At 64.8% G+C, this 23,687-nt stretch carries 15 protein-coding genes; 7 read left to right on the top strand and 8 right to left on the bottom strand.

Annotation, left to right across the window (positions count from 1 at the left end; all coding sequences use genetic code 11):
- The first annotated feature begins 262 nt into the window (after positions 1-262).
- Positions 263-2,959, top strand: coding sequence for a M48 family metalloprotease (locus tag KF886_19915; GenBank protein ID MBX3179628.1), 2,697 nt, complete (start codon positions 263-265; stop codon positions 2,957-2,959).
- Positions 2,960-3,087: 128 nt separating this feature from the next.
- Here KF886_19915 and nrdR read toward each other — a convergent pair whose 3' ends face one another.
- From nrdR to KF886_19885, 6 genes are all read right to left on the bottom strand, one after another.
- The gene (gene nrdR, locus KF886_19910) at positions 3,088-3,537 is read right to left on the bottom strand and encodes a transcriptional regulator NrdR (protein MBX3179627.1); all 450 of its coding nucleotides are present in this window, start codon (positions 3,535-3,537) and stop codon (positions 3,088-3,090) included.
- 133 nt (positions 3,538-3,670) lie between these two features.
- On the bottom strand, positions 3,671-4,207 hold the full coding sequence (gene rsmD, locus KF886_19905) for a 16S rRNA (guanine(966)-N(2))-methyltransferase RsmD (GenBank protein MBX3179626.1): 537 nt from the start codon (positions 4,205-4,207) through the stop codon (positions 3,671-3,673).
- Positions 4,208-4,675: 468 nt separating this feature from the next.
- Complete coding sequence (locus KF886_19900) at positions 4,676-5,902, bottom strand: argininosuccinate synthase (protein ID MBX3179625.1); 1,227 nt, start codon at positions 5,900-5,902, stop codon at positions 4,676-4,678.
- Positions 5,903-6,212: 310 nt separating this feature from the next.
- Positions 6,213-7,139, bottom strand: coding sequence for an ornithine carbamoyltransferase (gene argF, locus KF886_19895; protein MBX3179624.1), 927 nt, complete (start codon positions 7,137-7,139; stop codon positions 6,213-6,215).
- Positions 7,115-8,344 (bottom strand): aspartate aminotransferase family protein, encoded by a 1,230-nt coding sequence (locus tag KF886_19890; GenBank protein ID MBX3179623.1) that lies wholly within the window; start codon positions 8,342-8,344, stop codon positions 7,115-7,117. The genes argF and KF886_19890 overlap by 25 nt, the downstream gene beginning before the upstream one ends.
- Before the next feature lie 92 nt (positions 8,345-8,436).
- Complete coding sequence (locus KF886_19885) at positions 8,437-8,733, bottom strand: zinc ribbon domain-containing protein (GenBank protein ID MBX3179622.1); 297 nt, start codon at positions 8,731-8,733, stop codon at positions 8,437-8,439.
- A 239-nt stretch (positions 8,734-8,972) separates the two neighbouring features.
- On the opposite strand from KF886_19885, the gene KF886_19880 reads away from it, so the two are divergent.
- The 3 genes from KF886_19880 (at position 8,973) to KF886_19870 (ending at position 11,687) form a co-directional block, all read left to right on the top strand.
- A complete protein-coding gene (locus KF886_19880) occupies positions 8,973-9,623 on the top strand; it encodes a DUF4203 domain-containing protein (GenBank protein ID MBX3179621.1) in 651 nt (216 codons plus the stop codon).
- Positions 9,624-9,961: 338 nt separating this feature from the next.
- Entirely contained in the window at positions 9,962-11,371 is a 1,410-nt protein-coding gene (gene mpl, locus KF886_19875; protein ID MBX3179620.1) for a UDP-N-acetylmuramate:L-alanyl-gamma-D-glutamyl-meso-diaminopimelate ligase, read from the top strand.
- Between the two features lie 55 nt (positions 11,372-11,426).
- Complete coding sequence (locus tag KF886_19870) at positions 11,427-11,687, top strand: glutaredoxin family protein (protein MBX3179619.1); 261 nt, start codon at positions 11,427-11,429, stop codon at positions 11,685-11,687.
- Positions 11,688-11,842: 155 nt separating this feature from the next.
- Here KF886_19870 and KF886_19865 read toward each other — a convergent pair whose 3' ends face one another.
- Positions 11,843-13,162 (bottom strand): DUF1080 domain-containing protein, encoded by a 1,320-nt coding sequence (locus KF886_19865; protein ID MBX3179618.1) that lies wholly within the window; start codon positions 13,160-13,162, stop codon positions 11,843-11,845.
- A gap of 262 nt (positions 13,163-13,424) precedes the next feature.
- Between KF886_19865 and KF886_19860 the strand changes: the two genes are divergently transcribed.
- The 3 genes from KF886_19860 (at position 13,425) to sugE (ending at position 22,500) form a co-directional block, all read left to right on the top strand.
- Positions 13,425-18,494, top strand: a complete 5,070-nt coding sequence (locus KF886_19860) for a c-type cytochrome (GenBank protein MBX3179617.1) — start codon at positions 13,425-13,427, stop codon at positions 18,492-18,494.
- A 258-nt stretch (positions 18,495-18,752) separates the two neighbouring features.
- On the top strand, positions 18,753-22,106 hold the full coding sequence (locus tag KF886_19855) for a mechanosensitive ion channel (GenBank protein MBX3179616.1): 3,354 nt from the start codon (positions 18,753-18,755) through the stop codon (positions 22,104-22,106).
- 73 nt (positions 22,107-22,179) lie between these two features.
- Positions 22,180-22,500: a quaternary ammonium compound efflux SMR transporter SugE gene (gene sugE / locus KF886_19850; GenBank protein MBX3179615.1), complete on the top strand. Its 321-nt coding sequence runs from the start codon at positions 22,180-22,182 to the stop codon at positions 22,498-22,500.
- 27 nt (positions 22,501-22,527) lie between these two features.
- Here the strand turns inward: sugE and KF886_19845 are convergent, their stop codons facing one another.
- Positions 22,528-23,655, bottom strand: coding sequence for an ATP-dependent 6-phosphofructokinase (locus tag KF886_19845; protein ID MBX3179614.1), 1,128 nt, complete (start codon positions 23,653-23,655; stop codon positions 22,528-22,530).
- Between the last annotated feature and the right edge of the window lie 32 nt (positions 23,656-23,687).

The following is a 23,687-nucleotide window of genomic DNA, read 5'->3' as shown; positions in this document are numbered from 1 at the left end:
CGGAACGCGCGTGTCTTGACGAAGGCCAGGTATCCGCCAGGCGGCATCAACGACACGACCCAATCGGCCTGGATCCCCAAGCCCAGACTCCCGGAACCGATCGCGTGGTATGGTTGCACGGGGTATAGGAGTGAAAGCAGGCATCCGTTGCTATACAATCGCACCGTATCGAGCAGGTAGACTCTGGCTGAGGCGGCGCATTGGGTCGGCGGGTTCCTTGAAACGATGTGGCTCCACATCGCCACACGGAGGGCAGATTATCATGAAAGGTAAGGCACGGGCGGTCCAATGGTTCCTGGCCCTACTCCTACTATGGCCGGTCGCCGGGCAATCGGAATCCGATGCGGGGAGCGCAACCCTCTATCTGTACCCTGAATCCGATGGCTCGATCTGGGTTGATCTGTGCCTTCGCGCGGCGCCCGCCGATCCCTCCCCCGTCACTGAGGTCCTCGCGGAGATGCTGAGCATCGAAGAGCCCGGCGATGTGGAGGCGCTGTACGACGGGGAAATGGATTGGAACGAGCAGGGCGAGCCGCTGGAGGTGTCGTGGTCCGGCTATTTGATTGATGCACTGGCGCGATCCGGCGGCCTCGTGGAGGGCGAACTCGACTTCGACGCGATTCGACCCGCGCTTGCAGGCGCCGGCGCACACGCGATGCGCATCGAGATCTATCTTCCCGAGGACGGCCAGCCGGGCGCGTCCGTGTCGGCGGTTTCCGGGGGCGCTGTTTCGGGCGGATTCTTCGAAGGCTACGCCCTCGTGTGCGGGCTGGAAGAGCCGCTTCCGCGCCTCCGCATTACCTATGGATTCACCGGAGCGAGTCTCCTCCGCTGGTACGCCTCTCCCCTGCTTGTGTTGGTGCTGTATTGGGCGTATTTGTGGTTTCTCCGGCGCTCGGCCCTGCGGCAGCCCGCGCACGCGGCCGGTGCGGCGTGTTTCGCCTGCACACGGGGTTACGTTCACGCAATAATCGCGCTCTGGGCGGGGCTTGTGTTTTTTGTCTGGGCGATTTACGATCCCGCCGCGCCGTTGCCCTACGTCTGGGAAGGCCTGCACCGCACGCTTCCCGATTTCGCCTTCCGTCTGGCCTGGCTTGCCGTGCTTGCCGTGCCGTCCACGATTGCGGGCCGGCTGTTCCTCTTCCGCGTGTACGAACGCTATCCCGACTCATCATGGATGCGGACTGACTTTGTTCTCCAATCCATATGGGGGTCCGCATTTGTCCTCGTCCTGTTTAGTCTGCCCGGCGCCGCGATTTCCAATCTTGTCAGTAATCCATCGCGCGCACTTGCACTCATCGTCGTGGCGTTTCTGTCGGCAACCTTCTTCTACAGGCGCCTTATTCGTTCCCTGGGCTTCGTGGTGGAGTCGATTGAAGAGGGACCGCTCCGGGAGCGTGTGGATGCGATAGCGGATCAGGCAGGTATTGCCCGAATTGCGGGCGTCTACATGTTGAGAATGACGCGCACCCCGATCTTCAATGCCTTTGCCGCCAATCGGACGCGCGTATTGCTCACCGACTTTCTCTTAAGACACCTGACGCGCCGCGAAGTCGATGCCATCATCGCGCATGAAGTGACCCACCTTAAACACCGGCATCCGGAGCGCCTGCATCGCTTCTGGATTGTCTGCTATTTCGTACTGCCCATCGTCTTCGGACTCTTCGTCAACACGGCGCTCGTTTTTCGATTGGAGTCGGCGGATATTTTCTTGCCCGCATTCCAGAAACGCCTTTTGTACCTGGCCCTGTTTCTGTCCGCCATGGGTGTTGGGCACCTGCTTTACTTGCGCCGATCACGCCGATTTGAACGCGTCGCGGATTCCGGCGGTCTGGCGCTTGTGGGCGACCCGGAAGCCCAGATCTCCAGCTTGAGCAAAATCACGCGCATGAGCCACATGCCGATGGTCTGGGGTCGACCGTGGCAGGAAGGCCTGGTGACGCATCCTTCGACTTTCCTTCGCGCGCATGCGATCGGAAAGGAAGCGGGGCTTTCGGAAGCTGCCATTGAGGCTCATTGCGCTGGCGCCAGCACGGGGGATGATCGCTATCCCATGCCCGAAGCTGCTGGACGCCTGTTCAGTACGGAACACAAGATGCGGGTCGTACAGTCCAATTCCCTTCTCTTCCTGTTGTTTCCGGGCCTCGTCGCGACGGCCCTGCTGTGGCTCCACACAAAAGGATGGATCCCAATGCCTGCCGCCCTCTTCCTGCCGGGACTTGCCGCACTGACTATTATCGCCTTGCTCTTTCTTTGCAACCGTATCGCCATGAGCGGATTCCGGAATCTGGCGCGGCAGATGCGCGACCGCCACGCAGAGCAGTTCAAGACCAGCGCGCGTGTGTATTTTGTCGCTTTTTGTCCCAATGACTCCGCGCAACTCTACGACGGGTTCACCAACTGGGACGTTGGCCTGCTGGCTGTTGACGAAGGGGGACTGCACTATGTCGGCGATGCGGTCACATTCACCGTGCCTCGCGCGGCCATTGCTGAGATCGCGCCGGTGCGGCGCATCCAGGGCCCGATACCTGCCGTCGACGCATGTGTGACCTGGCGCGATGATCGCCTGGATAACGCGCCGCGCGTGTTTTGCTTCCATATTGCCGAAGCATTTACCCTTACGGGCGACAATCGCGCCACGCACAGTCTGGTGTGTAGCCTTCGGAAGTGGCTTGCCGTACCGGCCGAACCTACTTCGGGATGCGCGACTACCCACCCACTGCCGCCACTGAAGCTGGAGCCGAAGGGCCAGCACGTTGCTGATGTTTACCGGTTGTGGCCCATGATGCTTGGCGGGTTCAGTTCGGGGGCCTGCGCGTTCGCGATTGGCCACGCTGCCGGCCTGCCCGGAGTCACGCCCTTTGCTTATTCGGCCGCCGCGGCCGCCGGCGCGTCTTTCCTGGCGATCTTCATGATATCTCTGCCTGGGTGGTGGTATGGTCTGCGGCACAACCCGTGAGCGCCCCGGTTCCGGTTGTCGCGCCGCGCCGCACGCGCCTTCCGTTGGCGCGGGTGGCCACCGGGGGCCAACGAAAAAGCGCCGCCGGGATGGCGGCGCGCGCGGAAAAACCTGAATGCGGTTGCGATTCAGGTGAGCATGCTTTTGAGTTCGCCCATGAATTCGTTGAGGTCTTTGAACTGGCGGTAGACGGAGGCGAAGCGGACGTAGGCGACTTCGTCGAGCTTTTTGAGCTTTTGCATGACGGCTTCGCCGACGGCGTCGGTGTGGACTTCGTGTTCGGTGGAGTTGAAGAGTTCGCGCTCGACTTCGTCGATGAGGGCGTCGACCTGTTCGAGTCCGATGGGGCGTTTTTCGACGGCCTTGAGGATGCCGCTCTTGAGTTTCCAGCGGTCGAAGTTCTCGCGGCGCCCGTCTTTTTTGATGACCATCTGCGCGACTTCTTCGATGCGCTCGTAGGTGGTGAAACGACGCCCGCAGTTGAGGCATTCGCGGCGGCGGCGGATGGCGTCGCCTTCCTTGGAAGACCGCGAATCCACCACCCGGCCATTGGTATCACTGCAAAAGGGACATCGCATGGTTGGTCTGTACACCCTGTATTTACGGGGGTGTTCGCGCGCATCCCACCCGCCCGGTCTCCTGCCGGGCCCCGATGCCGAACAACCTCCACATATTGTATGCTACTGAGGGTAGCACATACTATATACGGTGTCAAGCGTAAAACGAGAGGGTCGTCATTCCGTAATGGCGTTCGCGGGTGCGGGTGAGCTTGCCGGCGGCTTCCGGGAGCGGATGGCGGCGGGCGTGCTCCATGACGAGGGTTCCCCCTTCCCGGAGGAGGCGCGCCTCGTCGATGGCCGCGAGCAATTCGGGGTATTGGGCGAATCCGTGGGGCGGATCGGCGAAGATGCAGTCGAAGGGGCCGGAAATGCGCGCGAGGTCTTCGGGGAGGCGGTAGCGGAGCACGCGGGATTGGGGCTTGAAGCCGGTGGTTTCCAGATTTTTTTCCAGGCAGGCCAGGGATTGCGGGTGATCGTCCACAAAGACGGCCTCGGCGGCGCCGCGGCTGAGGGCTTCGATGCCGTTGGCGCCGCTTCCGGCGAAGAGGTCGAGGAAGCGGGCGCCGGGGAGTTGGGGCGCCAGGATGTTGAAGAGGGCTTCCCGAACCCGGTCGAGTGTGGGCCGCACCCGATCTCCGGGCGGCGTGAGCAGGCGTCTGCCTCGGGCATTGCCGGCGATTACCCGCATGGGATAGGTTCTCCTCTTTTCGGTGGCGCCATTCGGATGGCGTCGGCAGTTTTCGGCAGGGCTCACGAAACCCACACAAAAGGCGCGGAAGCCGGTGAATTACTTGGGCTTAGGAGGGATTTCGGCGCAAGTGGCCTGGAATCGCCAAAAATTAGTCGAAGCCTCAAAGCATTGTTTTGCAGATACTTACAGCTGTGTATGCAGGATATTACACCGCGCCGGGCCGTTGTGGCGGGCCGGTGGAAAACCTGTGGAAAAGATCGGTCTCTGGCGGCGCAGAAACGCGGGATTGCGAGAAACTCGGGGCGGTTTCGGCAAATTCGGGCGCAGAAAATGTCTTAATCCTCGACCGCGCCCGCGTCGAATACAGGGGCCGGTCAACGTCGCGGGGGGCGCACACGTTGACCGGCCACAAGGAACCCATCCTGGAATTTCAACCCATGGCGCGCCGCGCGCGCCACGCGAAAGCTATTCGTTGAAGAGGCCGGCGCGGTTGCGGACGCGGAGTCGCAGGGCGTTCAGGTTGATGAAGCCGGTGGCGTCGAGCTGGTTGTAGGCGCCCTCGTCTTCCTCGAACGTGGTGATCTTTTCGTCATAGAGCGAGCGGGCGGCCTTGCGTCCGACGACGGTGCAGTTGCCCTTGTAGAGGCGGATGCGGGCCGTGCCGGTGACGTTCTCCTGGGTCTTGTTGACGAAGGTCATGAGCGCGTCGAACTCGGGCGAGAACCAGAAGCCGTTGTAGATAAGCTGGGCGATTTTGGGGGAAAGCTGGTCGCGCTGCAGCATGACCTCGCGGTCCATGGTGAGCGATTCCACGGCGCGGTGGGCGGCGTAGAGGATGGTTCCGCCGGGTGTCTCGTAGACGCCGCGGGACTTCATGCCGACGAAGCGGTTTTCGACCAGGTCGACGCGGCCGACGCCATTGGCGCCGCCGAGGGCGTTGAGCTCGGCCAGGAGGTCTTCCGGCTCCAGGCGCTTTCCGTTGACGGCGACGGGCGTGCCCTCTTCGAAGTCAATTTCCACGTAGGCCGGTTCATCGGGGGCCTGGCGCGGGTCGACCGAGAGGCGGAACATGTCTTCGCTGGGCTCGTTCCAGGGATCTTCCAGCACGCCGCCCTCGTAGGAGATATGAAGGAGGTTGCGGTCCATGGAGTAGGGCGCCTTCTCGCGCTTGGAGGCCGGCACCTCGATGCCGTGCTTCTCGGCGTAGGCGACCATCTTCTCGCGGCTGTTCAGGGTCCACTTGGGGTCGCGCCAGGGGGCGATGATGGTGACACCGGGCTCCATGGCGTAGCAGGTGAGCTCGAAGCGGACCTGGTCATTGCCCTTGCCCGTGGCCCCGTGGGAGACGGCGTCGGCGCCGGTCTCGCGGAGGATGCGGATCTGCTCCTTGGCGATGATGGGCCGGGCGACGCTGGTGCCGAGGAGATAGACGCCCTCGTAGATGGCGTTGGCGCGCATGGCGGGGAAAACAAAATCGCGCACGAACTCGCGCCGGAGATCGCTCACGACGATTTCGCTGGCGCCGGTGGCGATGGCCTTCTGGCGGGCGGGTTCAGTCTCTTCGCCCTGGCCCACGTCGGCGATGAAGGCGACGACGTCGGCCTGGTAGGTCTCCTGGAGCCACTTGAGGATGATGGAGGTGTCGAGGCCGCCGGAGTAGGCGAGCACGATCTTCTTGACGTCTTTGGCCATGGTGGTTGGGGGTCCTTGTTGTGCTTCGTGGTGTATTGGGCGCCGGGGCGCTGTCGGAGGCTATGCGGGCCTCGCAGGTTTTTCAGGGACGGCAGAGACTTCAGGGACTTCAGGGACTTCAGAGACTTCAGGGACGGCAGGGACGGCAGGGACGCCATTGCGGGCCATTACCCGAAGGGTGATCTGGCCGGGTTTTCCCCGCGCTATTGTACTGCTGGCGTTCATTTTTTTCAATCGGAATGGGAAAGGGTTACTCAGGAATGACTGGGGCCCCGTCTCTTTCTCAGGCAGGAAAGTCTGGATGCTTGGGTCAGGCCATGAGCGTTGCGAGGACGGCTTTTTGCGCGTGCAGGCGGTTTTCGGCCTGGTCGAACACGACGGACGTCGGGGCATCGATCACGCTGTCGGTGACTTCGCTTCCGCGGTGTGCCGGCAGGCAGTGCATGAAGAGCGCGTCCTTGCGGGCGTGGGCCATCAGGGCGTCGTTCACCTGGTAGGGGGCGAAGGCGCGTTCCCGCTCGATGGTCTCCTTCTCCTGGCCCATGCTGGCCCAGACGTCGGTATAGACCGCATCGGCGTCGCGAACGCCGGCCGCGACCTCGTGGGTTATCTCAATGGTTCCCCGGGCGGTCCTGCGCGCCTCGGCGATGATATCCGCGTCGGGTTCGTAGCCCGGCGGGCACACGAGGGTCAGGCTGATCGGGAGTTTTGCGGCGAAATGGGCCCAGGAATGGAATACGTTGTTGCCATCCCCCACGAAGGCAAGCTTCATGTTGGCGAAGTCGCTGCCCCGGTGTTCCCGGAAGGTCTGGGCGTCCGCCAGGATCTGGCAGGGGTGCAGCCGATCGGTCAGCGCGTTGATGACGGGGACACCCGCAAACTCCGCGAGCTGGAGCACGTCGGAGTGGCGGTAGGTGCGCGCCATGATGCCGTCGACCCAGCGGGCGAGGTTGCGGGCCACATCGGGAACGGACTCCCGGGCGCCCAGGGTGGTCTCGATGAGCACGGAGTCTCCGCCGAGCTGGAACATGCCCGTGTGGAAGGTGACGCGCGTGCGCAGGCTGGGCTTCTCGAAGATCATGGCCAGCGTCTTGCCTTCGAGGAGGCGGTGCGGAATTCGGTTCCGCTGTTTCTGCTTCAGGTCATCCGCCAGATCCAGGAGGGCGACGATCTCCTCGCCGGTGTAATCCGCGAGGGAGATAAAATCTTTCTTTACCACTGCAACTCTCCCAGACAGGTCTTGAGGATGGCGATCATCCGGTCAATGTGTTCCTTTTCCACGATGAGGGGGGGCAGGAATCGCAGGACATTGGGGCCGGCCGGGCCGCAGATGATTCCCGCTTCTATGAGGTTGCCCACGAGCGGCGCCACGGGCTGGTTGAATTCGATGCCCGCCATGAGGCCCTTGCCACGCACTTCGATAACCGAGGGACAGCCGGCGGCGACCTCCTTCAGGCGGTCGAACAAATAGGCGATCTTCTCCCCCACGCCCTCGAGAAATCCCGGGGCGGTGAGGGCGCTGATGGTGGCCACGGCGGCGGCGGCGCTGAGGGGATTGCCGCCGAAGGTGCAGGCGTGCGACCCCGGTTCGAAGCCCACGGAAACCCGATCGGTGCAGCCCATCGCGCCAATCGGGAGGCCGTTTCCGAGGCCTTTGGCGAGGGTCATGATGTCCGGGGTGATGCCGTAGCCCTGGTGGGCGAAAAGCGTGCCCGTGCGCCCGAGCCCGGTCTGCACCTCGTCGAGGATGAGCAGGATGCCGCGGTCGTCGCACAATTTCCGCACGGCGGGCCAGTAGCCCTCCGGGGGCGTGCGCACGCCGCCCTCGCCCTGGATGGGTTCGAGCAGGATGGCGCCGGTTTCCGGGGTGATGGCGGCTTCGAGCGCGGCCAGGTCGCCAAAGGGGACGTAGCTGAAGCCCTGCGGCAGGGGCGCGAAGCCCTCGTGGTACTTGGGCTGCCCCGTGGCCGTCACTGTGGCGAGGGTGCGCCCGTGGAATGACGCCTGCGCCGTAATGAAGTGGGGTTTCGGGGTTCCCTGCTTGTGCCAGTAGCGCCGCGCCAGCTTGATGGCGGCCTCGTTGGCCTCGGCCCCGCCATTGCAGAAGAACCACTTCTCCGCAAAGCAATGGCGGCTCAGCGCGGCGGCGAGCAGGGTTTGTGGCTCAATGTAGTATAGATTCGAGACGTGAACCAGCTTGCGGGCCTGGTTGCAGATGGCCTCGGTCACGCCCGGGTGGCAATGGCCGAGATTGCACACAGCGATGCCGGCGAAGAAGTCCAGGTATTCCCGCCCTTCGACGTCCCACAGGCGCATCCCTTCACCCCGGGCCAGCGCGACCTTGCGCGCGCCGTAGGTGTTGATAATGTGCGCGTCGTTGAGGGCGCGTATTTCGTCGGTCATGGACATGAGGACGGGACTTTCCAGGATCGTGGTGCTCATGGGCGAATCTCCGGCCGGGCCCTGCGCCCGGTATTATGAGCACCGGGAGTATGCGCAGCGGGCGTCCGGAATCGCGGCTGTATTATGCGCAGCTAGCTGTTGGCGGCCTTCTTGGGCGCGTCGCTCTTCTTGGGGGTTTCTGAACCGGTCTTCGCTTCCCCGCTTTTCGCCTTGCTTTCGCCGCTTTTTTCGGGAGCCTTGCCCTTCTTCTCCTTGAAATCGGTTTCGTAGAAGCCGGATCCCTTGAAAATGATGCCGGCGCCGGTGCCGAGCAGGCGGCGGCAGCGCTTGCCGCACGACTCGCAGGCTATCTTGGGCTCCGCCGAAATCCCGTGGAACACGTCAAACACATGACCGCAACCGCCGCACTCATAGGAATAGGTAGGCACAGCACGCATTCTCCATTATGACCCGGCGCCGGGCCGGGGTTTTTCAACCGTGCTCCCGCCGCGAAGCCGCCGGGGCTATTTCGCGTAAGGGATTGAAATGATTTGTCTTGGCCCCTTTGACGGTGGGGGGCTCGGGAAACCGTGCATTGTAGCAAAGCGCCGGCGGCGTTTCAATTTGCGCGTTGTTGGGCTGTTGCGCGGGGAACGGGTATACTGGCTGCTTACGGCAAGGATTTCGCATGGAAGCATTGCTTACGACACGATTGGAAGACGTTCCTCCGGAGCAGGCGCGGCTGGTGCTGGTGGGGCTGGTGATCGCTGGGGGGCTTTACTGTTTTCTGGGGTACCGGATCCTGAAGTTCATTCTGGGGTTGACCGGGTTCCTGCTGGCCGGCAGCGCGGCGGCGTCCCTCGTGGGGTTTCTGAGCTACGGGAACCTGATCGGCATGGGGATTGCCTTGTTGGTTGGCGGGATCTGCGGGGCCATGGCCCTGTTTTTTCTCTATAAGACGGGAATCTTCTGCCTGGGCACGGTGGGGGCGGCTCTGGTGGCGTACGCCGTGTTTCAGGATCGGCCCGAGGCCTGGGCGTTGTGGGCGGTGGTGGGCCTGGGGCTGGCGGGCGGCTTTCTGGCGTTGCTGATCGAGCGGCCGGTGATGGCGTTGGCGACGGCGGCGATCGGGTCGATGCTGTTAACGCAGGCGGGCCTGGTGATCGCGCGGGACCAGGGTTGGCTGGAGCACATTCCCGAGCCCGCCCGCGAGCTCGGCGAGACGCTGCCGCCGATACCCTATCTCGGCTGGGGCGCGTTTCTGGCCTGGGCGCTGCTGGGGATGCTGGGGTTCTATGTGCAGATGCGCGCGGGTCGTGGAAAGGCGTCGGGCGGGTAGGGGCTGCGCTGCCCTTTCAGGGCGCATTCCGTGGGGGGCTGCGTGATCCCGGGGCGTCGCTCGTCCGCGCCGTGGGCGCGAACTCGCTTTGCCCCGGGCTGTGGCTGCGCTGGCCCTTCGGGCCGGGGAAGGTCGCGGCGGGTTAGGGTCGGGTTGGAGGCGGGACGGAGTGGACGGGATGGACAGCGTGGACGGGTTGGAGGCGGGACGGAGTGGACGGAGTGGACGGAGTGGACGGGATGGACAGCGTGGACGGGGTGGACGGGGTGGGGTTGTGCGGAATTTGTTATACTTCGCGCGCTTGAACCGACTGTTAATCTTTTGAAGTGGAGATATCTATGCCTGCGAAGCCCAGCGTGCACTTTTCCGGAATAGGCGGCACGGCGATGGTGGCCGGGGCGCGCCTGGCGCTGGAGGCGGGCTGGGCGGTGCGCGGGAGCGACAACCCCCTCTACCCGCCCACCTCGGACATGGTCGCGGCGCTGGGCGTGCCGGTGGCGCAGGGCTATGCGGCGGAAAACCTGGACTGGAACCCCGACGTGGTGCTGCTGGGGAACGTACTGAGCCGGGGCAACGCCGAAGTGGAGGCCGCGCTGTCCCGGCGGATGCGCTACATGAGCCTGCCGGAGTGGATGAAGGAACATGTCCTGCGCGCGCGGCGTCCGGTGGCGATTTGCGGCACGCATGGGAAAACGACGACGACGGCGATTGCGGCGCACGTGCTTTCCGCCTGCGGTCTCAACCCCGGCTACCTGATCGGCGGCCAGCCGCTGGATTTCCCCCACTCCGCGGCGTTGGGCCCGGCGGGCGCGCCTTTTGTGATCGAGGGTGACGAATACGACACGGCATTCTTCGACAAGCGCGCCAAGTTCTTCCATTATCTGCCCGAGGTGGCGGTGGTTACGTCGCTGGAGTTTGATCACGGCGACATCTACCCGGATCTTGCGGCGATCGAGCTGGCCTTTCAGCGGATGCTGCGCCAGATTCCCGCGGAGGGGCGCCTGATCTGCTGCGCGGACAACCACGCAGTGAGCCTGGCGGCGCACGCCTTCTCGGCGGTGACCACGTACGGGTTTTCCGCCGACGCCCACTGGCGCGGGGAACTGCGCGGCGTGGCCGAGGGCCGGCAGCGGATGGCCGTGTTCGCGGGCGGGGCGCCCTGGGGGGAAATCGAGACCGTCCTGACCGGACGCCACAACCTGCAGAATGTGCTGGCGGCGATTGCGGCTGCGGATTATTTTGGCGCCACGCCGGAGGCCATCGCGTCGGGAATCGCCTCGTTTCGCGGGGTGAAACGGCGGATGGAGGTTTTTCTGGAGGCGGGCGGCGTAACCTATATCGATGATTTCGCGCACCACCCCACGGCGATTGCCGAAACCATCGCCGGGACGCGCCTGCGCTGGCCGGACCGCCGTCTGCGCGTATTGTTCGAGCCGCGTAGCAACACGACGGTGACCAATCGCTTTTTTGACGATCTCCAGCGCTGTTTCGCCGGCGCGGGCGAGGTGTACCTGGGGCCCATCTATCGCGGCGAGCAGATTCCCGCCACCGAGCGGCTCGACCGGGCGCGGCTGGCCGAGGTGTTGACCAAATCGGGGACGTTGGCGCGGGTCGAGGACGACACGAACGCCCTGGCGGACCACATCGCCGAGACGGGCCAATCGGGCGACATCGTGCTCATTCTAAGCAACGGCGCGTTCGGGGGGATATACCGGCGCTTCCGGGAGCGGGCCGCGGTCGAGGAATAATCCGGGCCAACGATTGTTTTATGGTGTATACGCAAGAGTCGAAGGAGTGCAGCCTATGAACAAACACGACATCATCATGTATTCGGCGAAACTGTGCGGGGATTGCCAGCACCTGAAGGCCTTTATGGAGCGCCACGGTATCCATTTCGAGAACCGTGACATCCGGGAAGAGCCGCACCATGGCGAAACGCTGGAACAGAAGACCGGCAAGCTGGGCGTGCCATATCTCGTGATCAACGGCGAGTGGGTGCGCGGCTATGATCCGGGCAAGCCGTTTTCCGAGGATTTCGCGAAAGCGCTCTTCGGCATGGCGTAAGCCCGCACGCGTTGGTTGAATTCGGGGCGGCGGTCCGCATTGCAGAAAAACAGGGACGGCAGGGACTTCAGGGACACCAGTAAGCCACGCGAATGCGTGCTGCTGATGTCTCTGTCGTCGCTGCCGTCCCGTTCTACGCTTCGTCGGTCAGATCGCTATCCGTTGAGCTTCTTGATGGCGATATTCCGGAACATGACGGGGTCGTTGTGGCCGGCAAATCCGAAATGCCCTTCCTTCAGGTCTTTTCCGGGGTGCGGCTTGCCGTCCATGAATTCCGTCACCGGGCCGAGGTCGGTGTCCAGGATCACGGTTCCGTTCAGCTCGACGCGGATCTTCGAGCCGACCACGGTCACTTCCTGGTAGTTCCATTCGCCCACGGGCCGTAGGTAGCCGCGGTGGGCGGGCGCCATCCCGTAGGCCGAGCCGTGGTACTGTCGCGAATCCAGTTGGTTGTAGACCTCCGCGGTGTTGTCGAGGATCTGGAGTTCGGTCATGCCGTCATAGCTGGCGCCGCCGGAACCGGGGTAGCGGATTGCAAGTCCATTGTTGCCGGCGGGCGGCAGCTTGAACTCGAGCCGCACCACGAAGTCACTGTAGGACTCCTCGGTGTGCAGCACGCCGCCGTGGTCGGGCTTGCAGATGATCGCGCCGTCGCGGACTTCATAGTTGTCCAGCGCGCCGGCCCAGCCGCTGAGATCCTTGCCGTTGAAGACTGGCGTGAAGCCGTCCGCCGCGTCGTCACCGCGCAGCAGGGCGTTGGCCTCTTCCGCGGGGATTTCGCGGACGAAGATGTTCCGCCAGCGGATTTCGCCGCCGTGCGTCTGGAGATGAATGGGGCCGGTCGCCGGGAGGGGCTTCGAGCGGTCCCAGAAGTTCTCCATGATGGCGTTGTCGACCACCAGCTGATCGTTCAGGTGTACCGTGGTGCGTGCGCCGAGCTGGCGGATCTTGAAGGCGTTCCACTCGCCGAAGGGCTTGTCCGCGCGCACGAGCGGGTCCTTGCCGGGGGTGTCGGGGCTGTTGTTCCAGAGGCCGCCGGAACCCTTGTCCGCGCCGATGTTGAACTTTTTCTCCTCGGTGTAGTCCCAGATCTGGACCTGGGGGGTGCCCCGCAGGTAGATGCCGCTGTCGGCGAGGGGCACAGTGCGGTATTCGACGTGGAATTCGACGTCGCCGTAGCTCTTCAGTGTGGTCGCGTAGGGCCCGTGGCCATCGTTCACGAATTCGCCATTCTCGATGCTCCAGTGCTGTTTGAATTCCTCCTGCTGGAGCGCGATCGAGGCAAACTGATCGTGGATGGTCCCCTTGAGGGTGGTGTGCGGGTTGTTGCCGTACCAGCCTTCCAGGTTCTGGCCGTTGAAGAGGGCCTCGAAGCCGGCCGGTTGCGCCAGGGCCGCGGGGGCCGCCAGGGCGACCGAAGCGGCCAGACAGGCGCGGCGGAACCCGCGGGGAGCGTTAAAGTGGGTCAGATGCATGGTGTTTTCTCCAGTTTGCGCCAGCGGGGGCCGAAGGGGCGCCCGCGCAATTACAAAGGCCGATTCTAGCGTATTTCCGCGGAAGAATAAAGGCGCCGCCGGCCCGCACACGGGGGCTTCGCTCCCCCGCTCCCGCCCGCCGATGCGGCCCGCGTTGATACGCGCGGGACACTTCTTATAGATTGGGGCCTGCTTTCGGGCGGCTGCCCGGCCCGATTCCCCGCTGTTGAACGCCCCGCGCGGGCGCAAGGACCGAGATTTCATGCATTCTTCTCTGTTTTCCCTCCGCTACTCCCTCCCGGCGCTGCTTGCGGCGTTTGTCGCCGGCATCGCGGGCGCATCGGACGCGAACCGCCTGGTGTATCTTGACGAGACGGACCCGTACTACGTCTCGCGGACTTTCCCGAAACTGACCACGCCCATGTGGGTCGGGGAGCCGGACGTCGAGGCGGTGATCGTGCTGTCGATCGACGACATGAGCGACGCCGCGAAGTATGAGGGCTACCTGCGCCCGATTCTGGACCGGCTCAAGCGGATTGACGGGCGGGCGCCGGTGACCATCTTCGCAAACAAGCCGGATTCCGCGGACCCGCTTTTGCAGGGATTGCTCGCGGAAGGCTGTTCGATTGACGTTCACACCATCACCCATCCGTGTCCCTTGTTGAACGAGCAGGGTTTTCAATGGGCGAGCGACAATGTGCACGACTGCACGACGCTCCTGAACCAGATACCGGGAAACCAGGCGGTGGCCTACCGGATGCCGTGCTGCGATTCACAGAACACGCCCAGCCCGCGCTTTTACAGCGGGATTATGGACAAAACGACGCGCGACGGCGCCTTTCTTACGATAGACTCGTCCGTGTTCAATATCACCACGCCGAACGACCCGGAACTGCCGCGCGAACTGGTGCTGGATCCGGATGGAACGGAGCGTTTCCGGAAGTATGTGCCTTTTCCTTCCTTCGTGAACACGATTGAGGACTACCCGTATCCCTACGTCATTAACCGGGTCCTATGGGAGTTCCCGGCGATGGTTCCGAGCGACTGGGAGGCGCAGAACCTGAACGGCGTGAACGCGCCGCGGTCCGTGGCGGACATGCAGGCCGCGATCGATGTGGCGGTCGCGAAAAAAGGGGTGTACACCCTGGTCTTTCACCCGCACGGCTGGATCGAAAACATGCAGGTGGTGGAGTTGATAGACCATGCCGTGGCAAAGCACGGAAACAAGGTGAAGTTTCTGAATTTCGCGGAGATCCAGCAGCGGATCGACCAGCACCTGCTGGCCGGACAGCCGCTGCGTGACGCGCAGGGCCGGGACAACGGCGTGCGCCTCCTGGATATCAACGACGACGGCTATCTGGATGTCCTGACGGGCAACGCGATCGCCCAGACGGCGCGCACCTGGAACCCGAACGCGAACACCTGGATCGAGCAGACGCTGCCGTTCCGGTTTGTCGATGCGGACGGGCGGCCGAGCGGCGTGCGGCTGGCCGCGAACCTGGATGAACGCGGGTCCGTGATCGCGCTGCTGCCGAACGGCGCCCAATCGGGGGCCTGGGCCTGGACGCGCGAAGGCTGGTCGGAGCTGCCGGACATGGCGGCGGCCACGCGGTCGCTGCCGGTCGCGCAGGCGGGCCAGGACGCGGGCGTGCGTTTTCGGGATCTGGATGGCGACGGCGCGCCGGAACTCGTGCTCGGCGCAAGCGGCGAGGTGTACCGCTGGTCGGGCGGATGGGAGCGGCTGCCGTATGCCCTGCCCGATGGCGTGCGCCTCGCCGATACGGATGGCCGCGATCTCGGCGTGCGTTTCGTGGACCTGGAGCCGGATGGTGACGCGGACGTGATCCTTTCGAACGAAAACGGCGGCGGCGTCTATCTGTTCGGATCGAAGGGAACGGGTTGGGGCGATTCCATTCTGCCGGAGGGCGAGGCCCTCCCCCCTATCACCGTGAACGGCGAGAACAACGGCGCGTGGTTTCATTCCCGGCATCTGTGGGTGATGAACGAGACGACCTCGAAACTGCCGGATCTGGTCGACCGGCGCTCCTTTAACGACTTGCTCGGCACGGTGACGCCCGAGGCGCGGTCGCCCCAGGCCTCGCTCGCCTCGATGTCGGTGCGCCCGGGCTTTACGGTGGAGCTGGTGGCCGCGGAGCCGCTGGTGGTTGACCCCATCACGCTGGCGTGGGCGCCGGACGGCGGATTGTTTGTCGTGGAAATGCGCGATTACCCCGAGGGTCTCGATGGCCAGGGTGCGCCGGGCAGCCGCATCCGCCTGTTGCGCGACGACGACGGCGACGGCATCTACGACCGATCCACGGTGTATTACGACGGCATGGCCTTTGCCGCGGGCTGCCACCCCTGGCGCGGGGGGCTGCTCGTGACGTGCGCGCCGGAGATCTTCTATCTGAAGGACACCAACGGCGACGACGTGGCGGATGTGAAGGAGGTTCTGTATACGGGCTTTGGCGAGGGCAACCAGCAGCACCGCGTAAACGGGCTGCGCTGGGGCCTGGACAACTGGATTTACGGGGCGAACGGCGACAGTTCGGGCGATATCGAGTCGGTGAAGAGCGACGATACGCTGAGCCTGCGCGGCCGCGATTTCCGGTTCAACCCGGACACCGGCGCCCTGGAGGGCCAGAAGGGCCAGACGCAATATGGCCGGGCGATGGACGATTTCGGCAACTGGTTCGGGTGCAGCAACTCCAACCCGCTCTTCCACTTCACCCTGAAGGAGGAATACGCGCGGCGGAATCCGCATTACCCGTTTCCCTTCGCAAACCACACGGCCTTTCCCCACCGGGACGCCTTCGCGATCAGCCGCCTGGTGACGCGTTTTAACGAGCACTACAACGCGAACAAGTTTACGTCCGTGTGCGGGCTCGATCTCTATCGCGACACGTTGCTGGGCGAGGCCTTCTACGGAAACGCGTTTATCGCCGAGCCGGTGCACAATCTGATCCTGCGCATGGAATTGACGCCGAACGGGGCGACCTTCGACGCGCGGCGGCCGGCGGGCGAAGAAGAGCGCGAATTTCTGGCCTCGACGGACAACTGGTTTCGCCCGGTGATGCTGCGGACGGGTCCCGACGGCGCGCTGTGGATCGCGGATATGTACCGCGAGCACATCGAGCACACGGAGTACGTTTCGGAGGTTGACCAGGCGCGCTTCAATTTCCTGAACGGGAATGACAAGGGCCGCATCTACCGTGTGTTCCCCTCGGATCAGCGGCCGCGCCCGATCGAGCGGCTGGACACCAAGTCCGGGCCGGAATTGGCGGCGACGCTGGCGGGTCCGAACGGCTGGGTTCGGGACATGGCGCACCAGTTGATTTACGAGCGGCAGGATCCGGCTTCGGTCGCCCCGCTCGAAGCGATCGCCCGGGACGCGTCGAATCCGGTGGCGCGGGTGCATGCGCTGAACGCCCTGGAGGGCCTGGACGCGCTCCGGGACCAGGTGCTCGCGCAGGCCTTCGAGCCGCCCCACCCCGGGGTGATCGCGCAGGCGATTCGCCTGGCCGAATCGCGCCTGGACGCCAACCCCGTTTTCCTGGAGCGCTTGCTCGCGCTGGTGGATACGGCCGACGCATTGGTCGCCCAGCAACTGGCCTATTCGCTCGGCGAATCCACCGATCCGCGCGCGTCGGAGGCGCTTGGCCGGACGCTTCTGGCCCACGCCGGGCAACGTCACGTCGCCACGGCGGCGCTGAGCTCGCTGAATCCCGGCAACGCCGCGGACTTGCAAGATGCCCTGGCGGCCTATATCGCTTCGGACGCGGTGTCGTCCGGACATGGGCTGGAGGTGCTGGCGATGGCCGTGCGGCTTGCGGAGGCGGGAAACAGCGTTTCGATGATCGCGGGCCTCGCCGAAGCGCTGGCCGCGCCCGGACGCCCCGGGCGCTTTGAGGCGGCCGCGACGATTCTGCAGACCGCCCGCTCCGAGGAGGCGCGTGTGATGCTGCTGGGCAATGCGGAAGGCGCGACAGGGTCGTTTGCGCCACTGCTGGCGGAAGCGCGCCAGATTACGGCGGACGAGGACGCCCCGGCGGATGCGCGCATATCCGCGCTGGCGCTCGCCGGGCGCGAGCCTTCGCAGCGGGAGGCGGATATCACGCTTGCGGTGTCGCTGATTGACCCGCGCACGTCCCTGGACGTCGCGCGCGCCGCGATTGACGCGGTGATTCGCGGGGCGGGCGCCGGGGGCGCGACCGTGCTGTTGGAGAGCTGGGCGAAGTACACCCACGCGATGCGCGGCCAGGTGCTGGGGGCGCTGCTGGCGCGTCCGGACGGTGTCGAGGCGGTGGTCGCGGGGCTGGAGTCGGGTTCGATTTCGCCGCGCCAGATGGACGCGGAACACCGGCAGATGCTGCTGACAAGCCAGGACGCCGGGATACGGGCGCGGGTGGAGCAGGTGCTTGCCGGGCTGATCAACCGCGATCGCGCGGGAGTGATTGAAACCTACCTGGCGGCGGCCGAGATGACCGGCGATCCGGCACTGGGCCGCCCGATTTACGAAGAGCGCTGCGCGACATGCCACCAGATGGCGGACGTGGGCTTTCCGGTGGGGCCGGATCTGGCGGCGGCGGGCAGCAGCACGTTTGAGACGCTGGTGACGGCGATTCTCGACCCCAATCGGGCGGTGGAAGGGCGCTATACGCCGTACACGGTGGAAACGCACGACTTCGAGAGCTTCTCCGGGGTCCTGGCCGGCGAAAGCGCGAACAGCGTGACCTTGATCAATGCGGGCGGCGTGGAGCAGACGGTCCTGCGGGACAACATTTCGAGCATGACGGCGGGCGATCAGTCGATCATGCCCGAGGGGCTGGAAGAGGGGCTGACGCCGCAGGATTTCGCGCACCTGATTGCGTATATCCGCGGGCCGAACCAGGCCCCGAAGGCGTTCCCGGGGAATACACCGACCGTGGTGCGGCCCGGCGCGGACGGCGCGCTGGAACTGCTGGCGACGAATGCGGAGATTCACGGCGCGACGCTGGTGTACGAGGTGACCTACCGGAATCTGGGCTACTGGTCGAGCACGAGCGATCACGCGGCGTGGACCGTGGACGCGCCGGCGGCGGGCGCCTACGAGGCGGTGATGGAGTATTGCAGTGATGACAGCGCGGCTGGAAACACGTTCCGGCTGGAGGCGGGCGCCAACGTGCTTACGGGCACGGTGCGGGGCACGGGGACCTGGGACAACTACCGCACCGTACCTATCGGGCGCGTGGTGTTGCGCGAGGGCGAGCAGCGGATCGTATTTCGATCGGATGGCGCGATCCGGGGAAACCTGCTCGATCTGAGGGGGATCCGGTTGACGCCGGTGGAATAACGGCCAGTCGGGAGGCTTTGGTCTCCGGGTATAGGCGTTTTTTGGGCGGGCGCTGGCGGGTGTTTTTTGCCCGCGCGCGCGTGAGCCGATATACTGCGTGGTATGACGTATTACACTTGTGAATGGACGGCGCGCGGGCAGCGCGCTTTCTGGAATGCGTGGGCATTTAGGGCGCTTTGGTGCGCTGCGTTCTTTTTCCTGGTTCTCTCCCCCGCTTCCCGCGCCCAGGAACCCGCGGCGGATCCGCCCGCCCTGGCGGTGACGACCGTGGAGGCGCGCGCACAGGCGGCGGCAAACGCGGCGCTGGACGAAGCGACGCACGCGCGAATCGCCGAGATGTACACCCAGGCGCTGGACCAGCTCCGGGCGGCGGAGGAGTGGAGGGCGAAGGGGGACGAATTCGCCTCCCTCCGCCAGAACGCGGATGTCCGGATGCAGGAGATCCAGGCGGAGCTGGCGCAACCCGTCGAAGCGCCGGCCCTTCCCGAAGACGATGATCTCACAATCACCCAGCTCGAATTGCGGCTGGCGGAACGGGTGAGCGCGCATTCGGGGGCGCAGGCGGCGCTGTCGGATCTGGAGCGCGAGTCGGCCCTGCGGGCGGAGCGGCGGCGCCAGGTTCCAGACCTTCAGGCGGGGGCGCGGCAGCGGCTGGATGAGCTTCCGCCGGTGTCGCCGGCGGAGGGCGAGCCTGTGGAAATAGCCGAGGCGGCCTCGGTGCTCCGGCAGGCGCGGCGCCAGGCGATCGAAATGGAGCTCCGCGCGTACGAGGAGGAACTGCTGAGCTACGACGCCCGCGGGCGCCTGCTCTCGCTGCGTATTGACCGGGCGCGGCGAAACGTGGAACAGGCGGCGGCGGCGGTCGACGCATGGCGCGGCTTTCTTGCGGAACGCCGCCAGCGGGATGCCGCGGCGGCGTGGCAAACGGTCCGCGACACGGAGATCCTCGCGGCGCTTCGGGAAAACGCGGCTCCGGAGGCCATACAGACCCTGGCGACGGACCTTTCCAAGCGTATTCGGGAATTGCTGGAGGCGCGAACCGCGGCGGACGGCCTGCTCCGGAAGACCGAACAGGCGGATGCGCGGATCCGCGCCGTCACCGAAACCATCAACACGCTGGAAAGCGACTTCTCGTCGCTCCGGAAGAAGGTGGAAGCGGCGAGTAACAGTTCCGTGATCGGGGTGCTCCTTCGCGGGCACCGGCGCAACCTGCCGGATATTCGGGCCATTGAGCAGGACATCCGGAACCGGCAGCAAGAACTTGCGGAACTCCAGATCGCACAGATTAGCGCGGAGGAGGCGCGCCGGGAGCTTTACAATATCGATGCGCTGGTGTCGGGTGCGCTGGAGTTTGCTCCCGGCAACACGGAGCCCGAAATAGAAGCCATTCGCGTTGTGCTGAGCGAGTTGTATACCGTGCTCCGCGATTCGCTGGACGGGCGGGTGGAGGATTTCGAGACGTGCTTTGATCGCCTGCTGTCCCTGAATTCACGCGAGGAACAGCTGGTGGCCACCGTGCGCGAGTTTCGGGACTACATCAGCGAGCGTGTGCTCTGGGTGCGCAGCGGCGAGGCGCTGAGCCTGAATGAATGGAGCGGGATCCTCCGCGGGCTTCGCTGGCTGGCCGATGGCGAGAACCTGCGCGCGCTGGCCCATGCGCTTCTCAGCGACTTGTCTCAATCGCCGGTTCAGGTGCTCGCCTGCCTCCTCTTTGTGCTTGTGCTGAACATGCTGCGGGGAGTGTTCCGGCGGCGGCTGGCGGCGTGCGCGGAAGCGGCCTTACGGCGCGGGTGCATGTCGATCCGGCCGACGCTGGACGCGGCGCTCTACACGGTGCTGCTTTCCTCCAGCGTTCCGTTGCTGATCGCGCTGATCGGGTGGCGGAGCGAGGCGTCGCTGGCGAGCACGGAATATACCCGGGCGGTCGGGGCCGGCCTCGCGGGCACCGCCTTCGTATTGTGGAGTCTGGAATTCTGCCGGGAGGTGGTGCGGCGCAATGGCCTCGGCATCGCGCATTTCGGCTGGTCGGAGACGCCGAGCCGTTCCATCGCGCGCCAGTTGTTTATTTTCGAGTTCATCACCGTGCCGCTGCTTGTTTTCGTGGCGATTTTCGACGTGCAAGTGGACCAGCCCTGGCAGGTTTCGCTGGGCCGGTTTTCGCTCGTCCTCGCGCTGCTGTCGCTGGCCGTGTTGGCGCACCGGCTCCTGCGCTACCGGCACGGGCCATTGCTGGACGTGATCGAGCGGGCGCGCAAGCGCAGCAATCTGATGCTGCGGCGGGTCTGGTATTTTCTGGCGGTTGGCGCGCCGCTGGCCCTGATGGTTGCGGCGGTGCTCGGGTATTACTACTCGGCGCTCCTGCTCACGACGAAGGTTCACAGCACGCTGACGAGCGCGGTCTGCCTGATGGTCCTGCTCCAAATCGTGACCCGTTCGGTGCTGATGGCGCGCCGCAGGCTGGCCCGCACGCGCGCGCGGGGACGCCTGGAGGCCATGCGGGGATCTTCCAGCGATATTGAGACCGCCAGCCCGCATGAAGGAATCGATCTGGACCGCGTCGATACCCAGGCGACCCGGGTAATCTGGAGCGGATTCGCAATCGCGCTGGCGGCGTGCATCTGGGTGGTCTGGTCGGAAACGCTGCCGGCGCTGGGCGCGCTCGATCGCGTGGAGCTGTGGCCGGCGGCGGAAACGGCGGCGGAAACGCCGGCGCCGCCCATGCCCACAGGGGCCGTCGGGACCGTACCGGCGCTCGCGGAACCGGGATCCGTGTCGGGCCAGAGCGGGCCGATCACCCTGCGGGATGTGGCGGTGTTCCTGTTCATCCTCGCGGTGACGTTTATTGCGGTGCAGAACCTGCCGGGGCTGGTGGAGATCGTATTGCTGCAGCGAATGCCCCTGATCGCCGGGGAGCGGTACGCAATCAACATGATAATCGGTTACGTGCTGGCCATCGCGGGTCTGGTGTGGGCGTTTAACTCGATCGGCATTGGCTGGTCGCGGGTGCAATGGCTCGTAGCGGCGGTCGGGCTGGGCCTCGGCTTTGGCTTGCAGGAAATCTTCGCGAACCTCGTTTCCGGAATCATTATCTTGTTCGAGCGGCCAATCCGCGTTGGGGACACCGTGACGGTCGGCGAGATCAGCGGGACCGTCTCGAAGATCCGTATTCGAGCGACCTGGATTACGGCTTTTAACCGGCAGGAACTTATTGTTCCGAACAAGGAATTCGTGACCAGCCGCCTGATCAACTGGACGCTGTCCGATCAGGTGTTGCGCGTGGAGATTCCGATCGGCATTGCGTATGGTTCCGACACGGCGCTGGCCCGGCGCCTGATGCTGGAGGTCGCGGAAAAGAACGAGCGCGTGCTCAAGGACCCGGCTCCAGCGGTGTATTTCCAGGGATTCGGAGACAGTTCGCTCGACTTCGAACTGCGGGTGCACAGCCCGGACCTGGACTCCTTCCTGGCGATAAAGGACGCGATGCTGACGGGCATCGACGAGGCTTTCCGGAAGCACGGCGTCGAGATTCCGTTTCCGCAGCGCGATGTTCATGTCCGGTCGATCCGGGCTTCGCTTCCGGTGGAGCGCGGCGGCGATCCGCCGCTCGGCTGAGCGCGCCCATCCGCTTTCCCTCCCCATTTCTCTTTCCAGCCCGCCGGCGCGCGGGCGCAGAAGGATTTGCTGAATGCAGTGGTTACTGCTCCTGGCCGCCGGCCTGCTGGAGATCTGCTGGGCGGTCGGCCTGAAGTATTCCGAGGGATTCACCCGGCTGTGGCCATCGCTGTTTACGCTGGTCACCATGGCGATGAGCTTCTACCTGCTGGCGGCGGCGATGAAGGCGCTGCCGGTGGGCACCGCATACGCCGTGTGGACAGGTATTGGCGCGGCGGGCACGGCGCTGCTGGGGATGGCGCTGTTCGGCGAGCCCGCGACGCTTGCGCGCATCGGGTGCATCGGCCTGATTCTCGCCGGTATCCTCGGGCTGAAGCTCGCATCGCCCGCCTGAGGCGCGGTTACCGCGGCGCGTGGCGCGTCAGTGCTCCAGACCCTTGGGGATGACATCGCCGAAGCATACGGATACGTCGCGGGCGGCGCGCACCCAGGGGTGGTCGAGCGTCACCAGGCGCTTCTTACCGACGACTTCTTCGAGCGGTACGGCGGCGAATTCCTCGCCGCGCTTGGCGACCATGCATCCGAACTGGCCGTTGAGGGCGAGATCGGCGGCGTGGGTGCCGAACTTGGTGCAGAGGAGGCGATCGGTGGGCGTGGGGATGCCGCCGCGCTGGAGGTGGCCGAGTGACGTGACGCGGGTTTCGAGGCCCGTGACGTCTTCGAGGTGTTCGGCGAGAATGGCGCTCACCGGCTCCTTAATATGCTCCAGTTCGCTGGAGCCTTTCTTCTTCTTTTTCTTGCCGCCCTCTTCTTCCAGCTGGGCGGCCTCGGCTTTGGAGTGGGCGCCTTCGGCGACGGCCACGATGCTAAACATCTTGCCGCGGCGCATGCGCGCGAGGAGGGATTGCGCCACGACGTCGAGGTCGTAGGGGATCTCGGGGATGAGGATGACGTCCGCGCCCCCGGCGATGCCCGCGCCGAGCGCCAACCACCCGGAATTGTGGCCCATGATATCGACCACCATGACGCGGTGGTGGCTGCTGGCGGTGGTGTGGAGCCGGTCAATCGCCTCCGTGGCGATGTACATGCCGGTATCGAACCCGAAACAGGTGTCGGTGCCCCACACGTCATTGTCGATGGTCTTCGGGGCCGTGATGACGTTGATGCCGCCTTCCTTCATGAGGTGGTAGGCGTTTTTCTGCGTGCCGCCGCCGCCCAGGCAAAACAGGCAGTCGAGGCGCATGCGGCGGTAGGTTTCGATGGCCGCGCCCGTCATGTCGCGCGTGCCGCCGTCGGCCGCGGGCATCTTGTGGGGCTTGTTGCGGCTGGTCTTCAACACGGTCCCGCCCACCGTGAGCAGGCCGCTGGTGTCGGCGTCGGTCAGGCGGATGTAGCGGTTTTCCACGAGGCCGTTGAACCCTTCGAGGAAGCCGAAAATTTCCGTGCCTTCCGGGGTGAGCGTCTTTGTGATTGCGCGAATTACCGCGTTCAGGCCGGGGCAGTCGCCGCCGGAGGTAAGGATCCCCACGGTTCGAAGTTTATCGGGCATTCGGTTTCGGTCTTTCCAGCGCGGTCGTTTGG

This window comes from Candidatus Hydrogenedentota bacterium, assembly GCA_019637335.1.
Classification (GTDB): domain Bacteria; phylum Hydrogenedentota; class Hydrogenedentia; order Hydrogenedentales; family JAEUWI01; genus JAEUWI01.
Note: the sequence above shows the minus strand (reverse complement) of the source record. Positions and strands in the feature narration are given on the sequence as shown.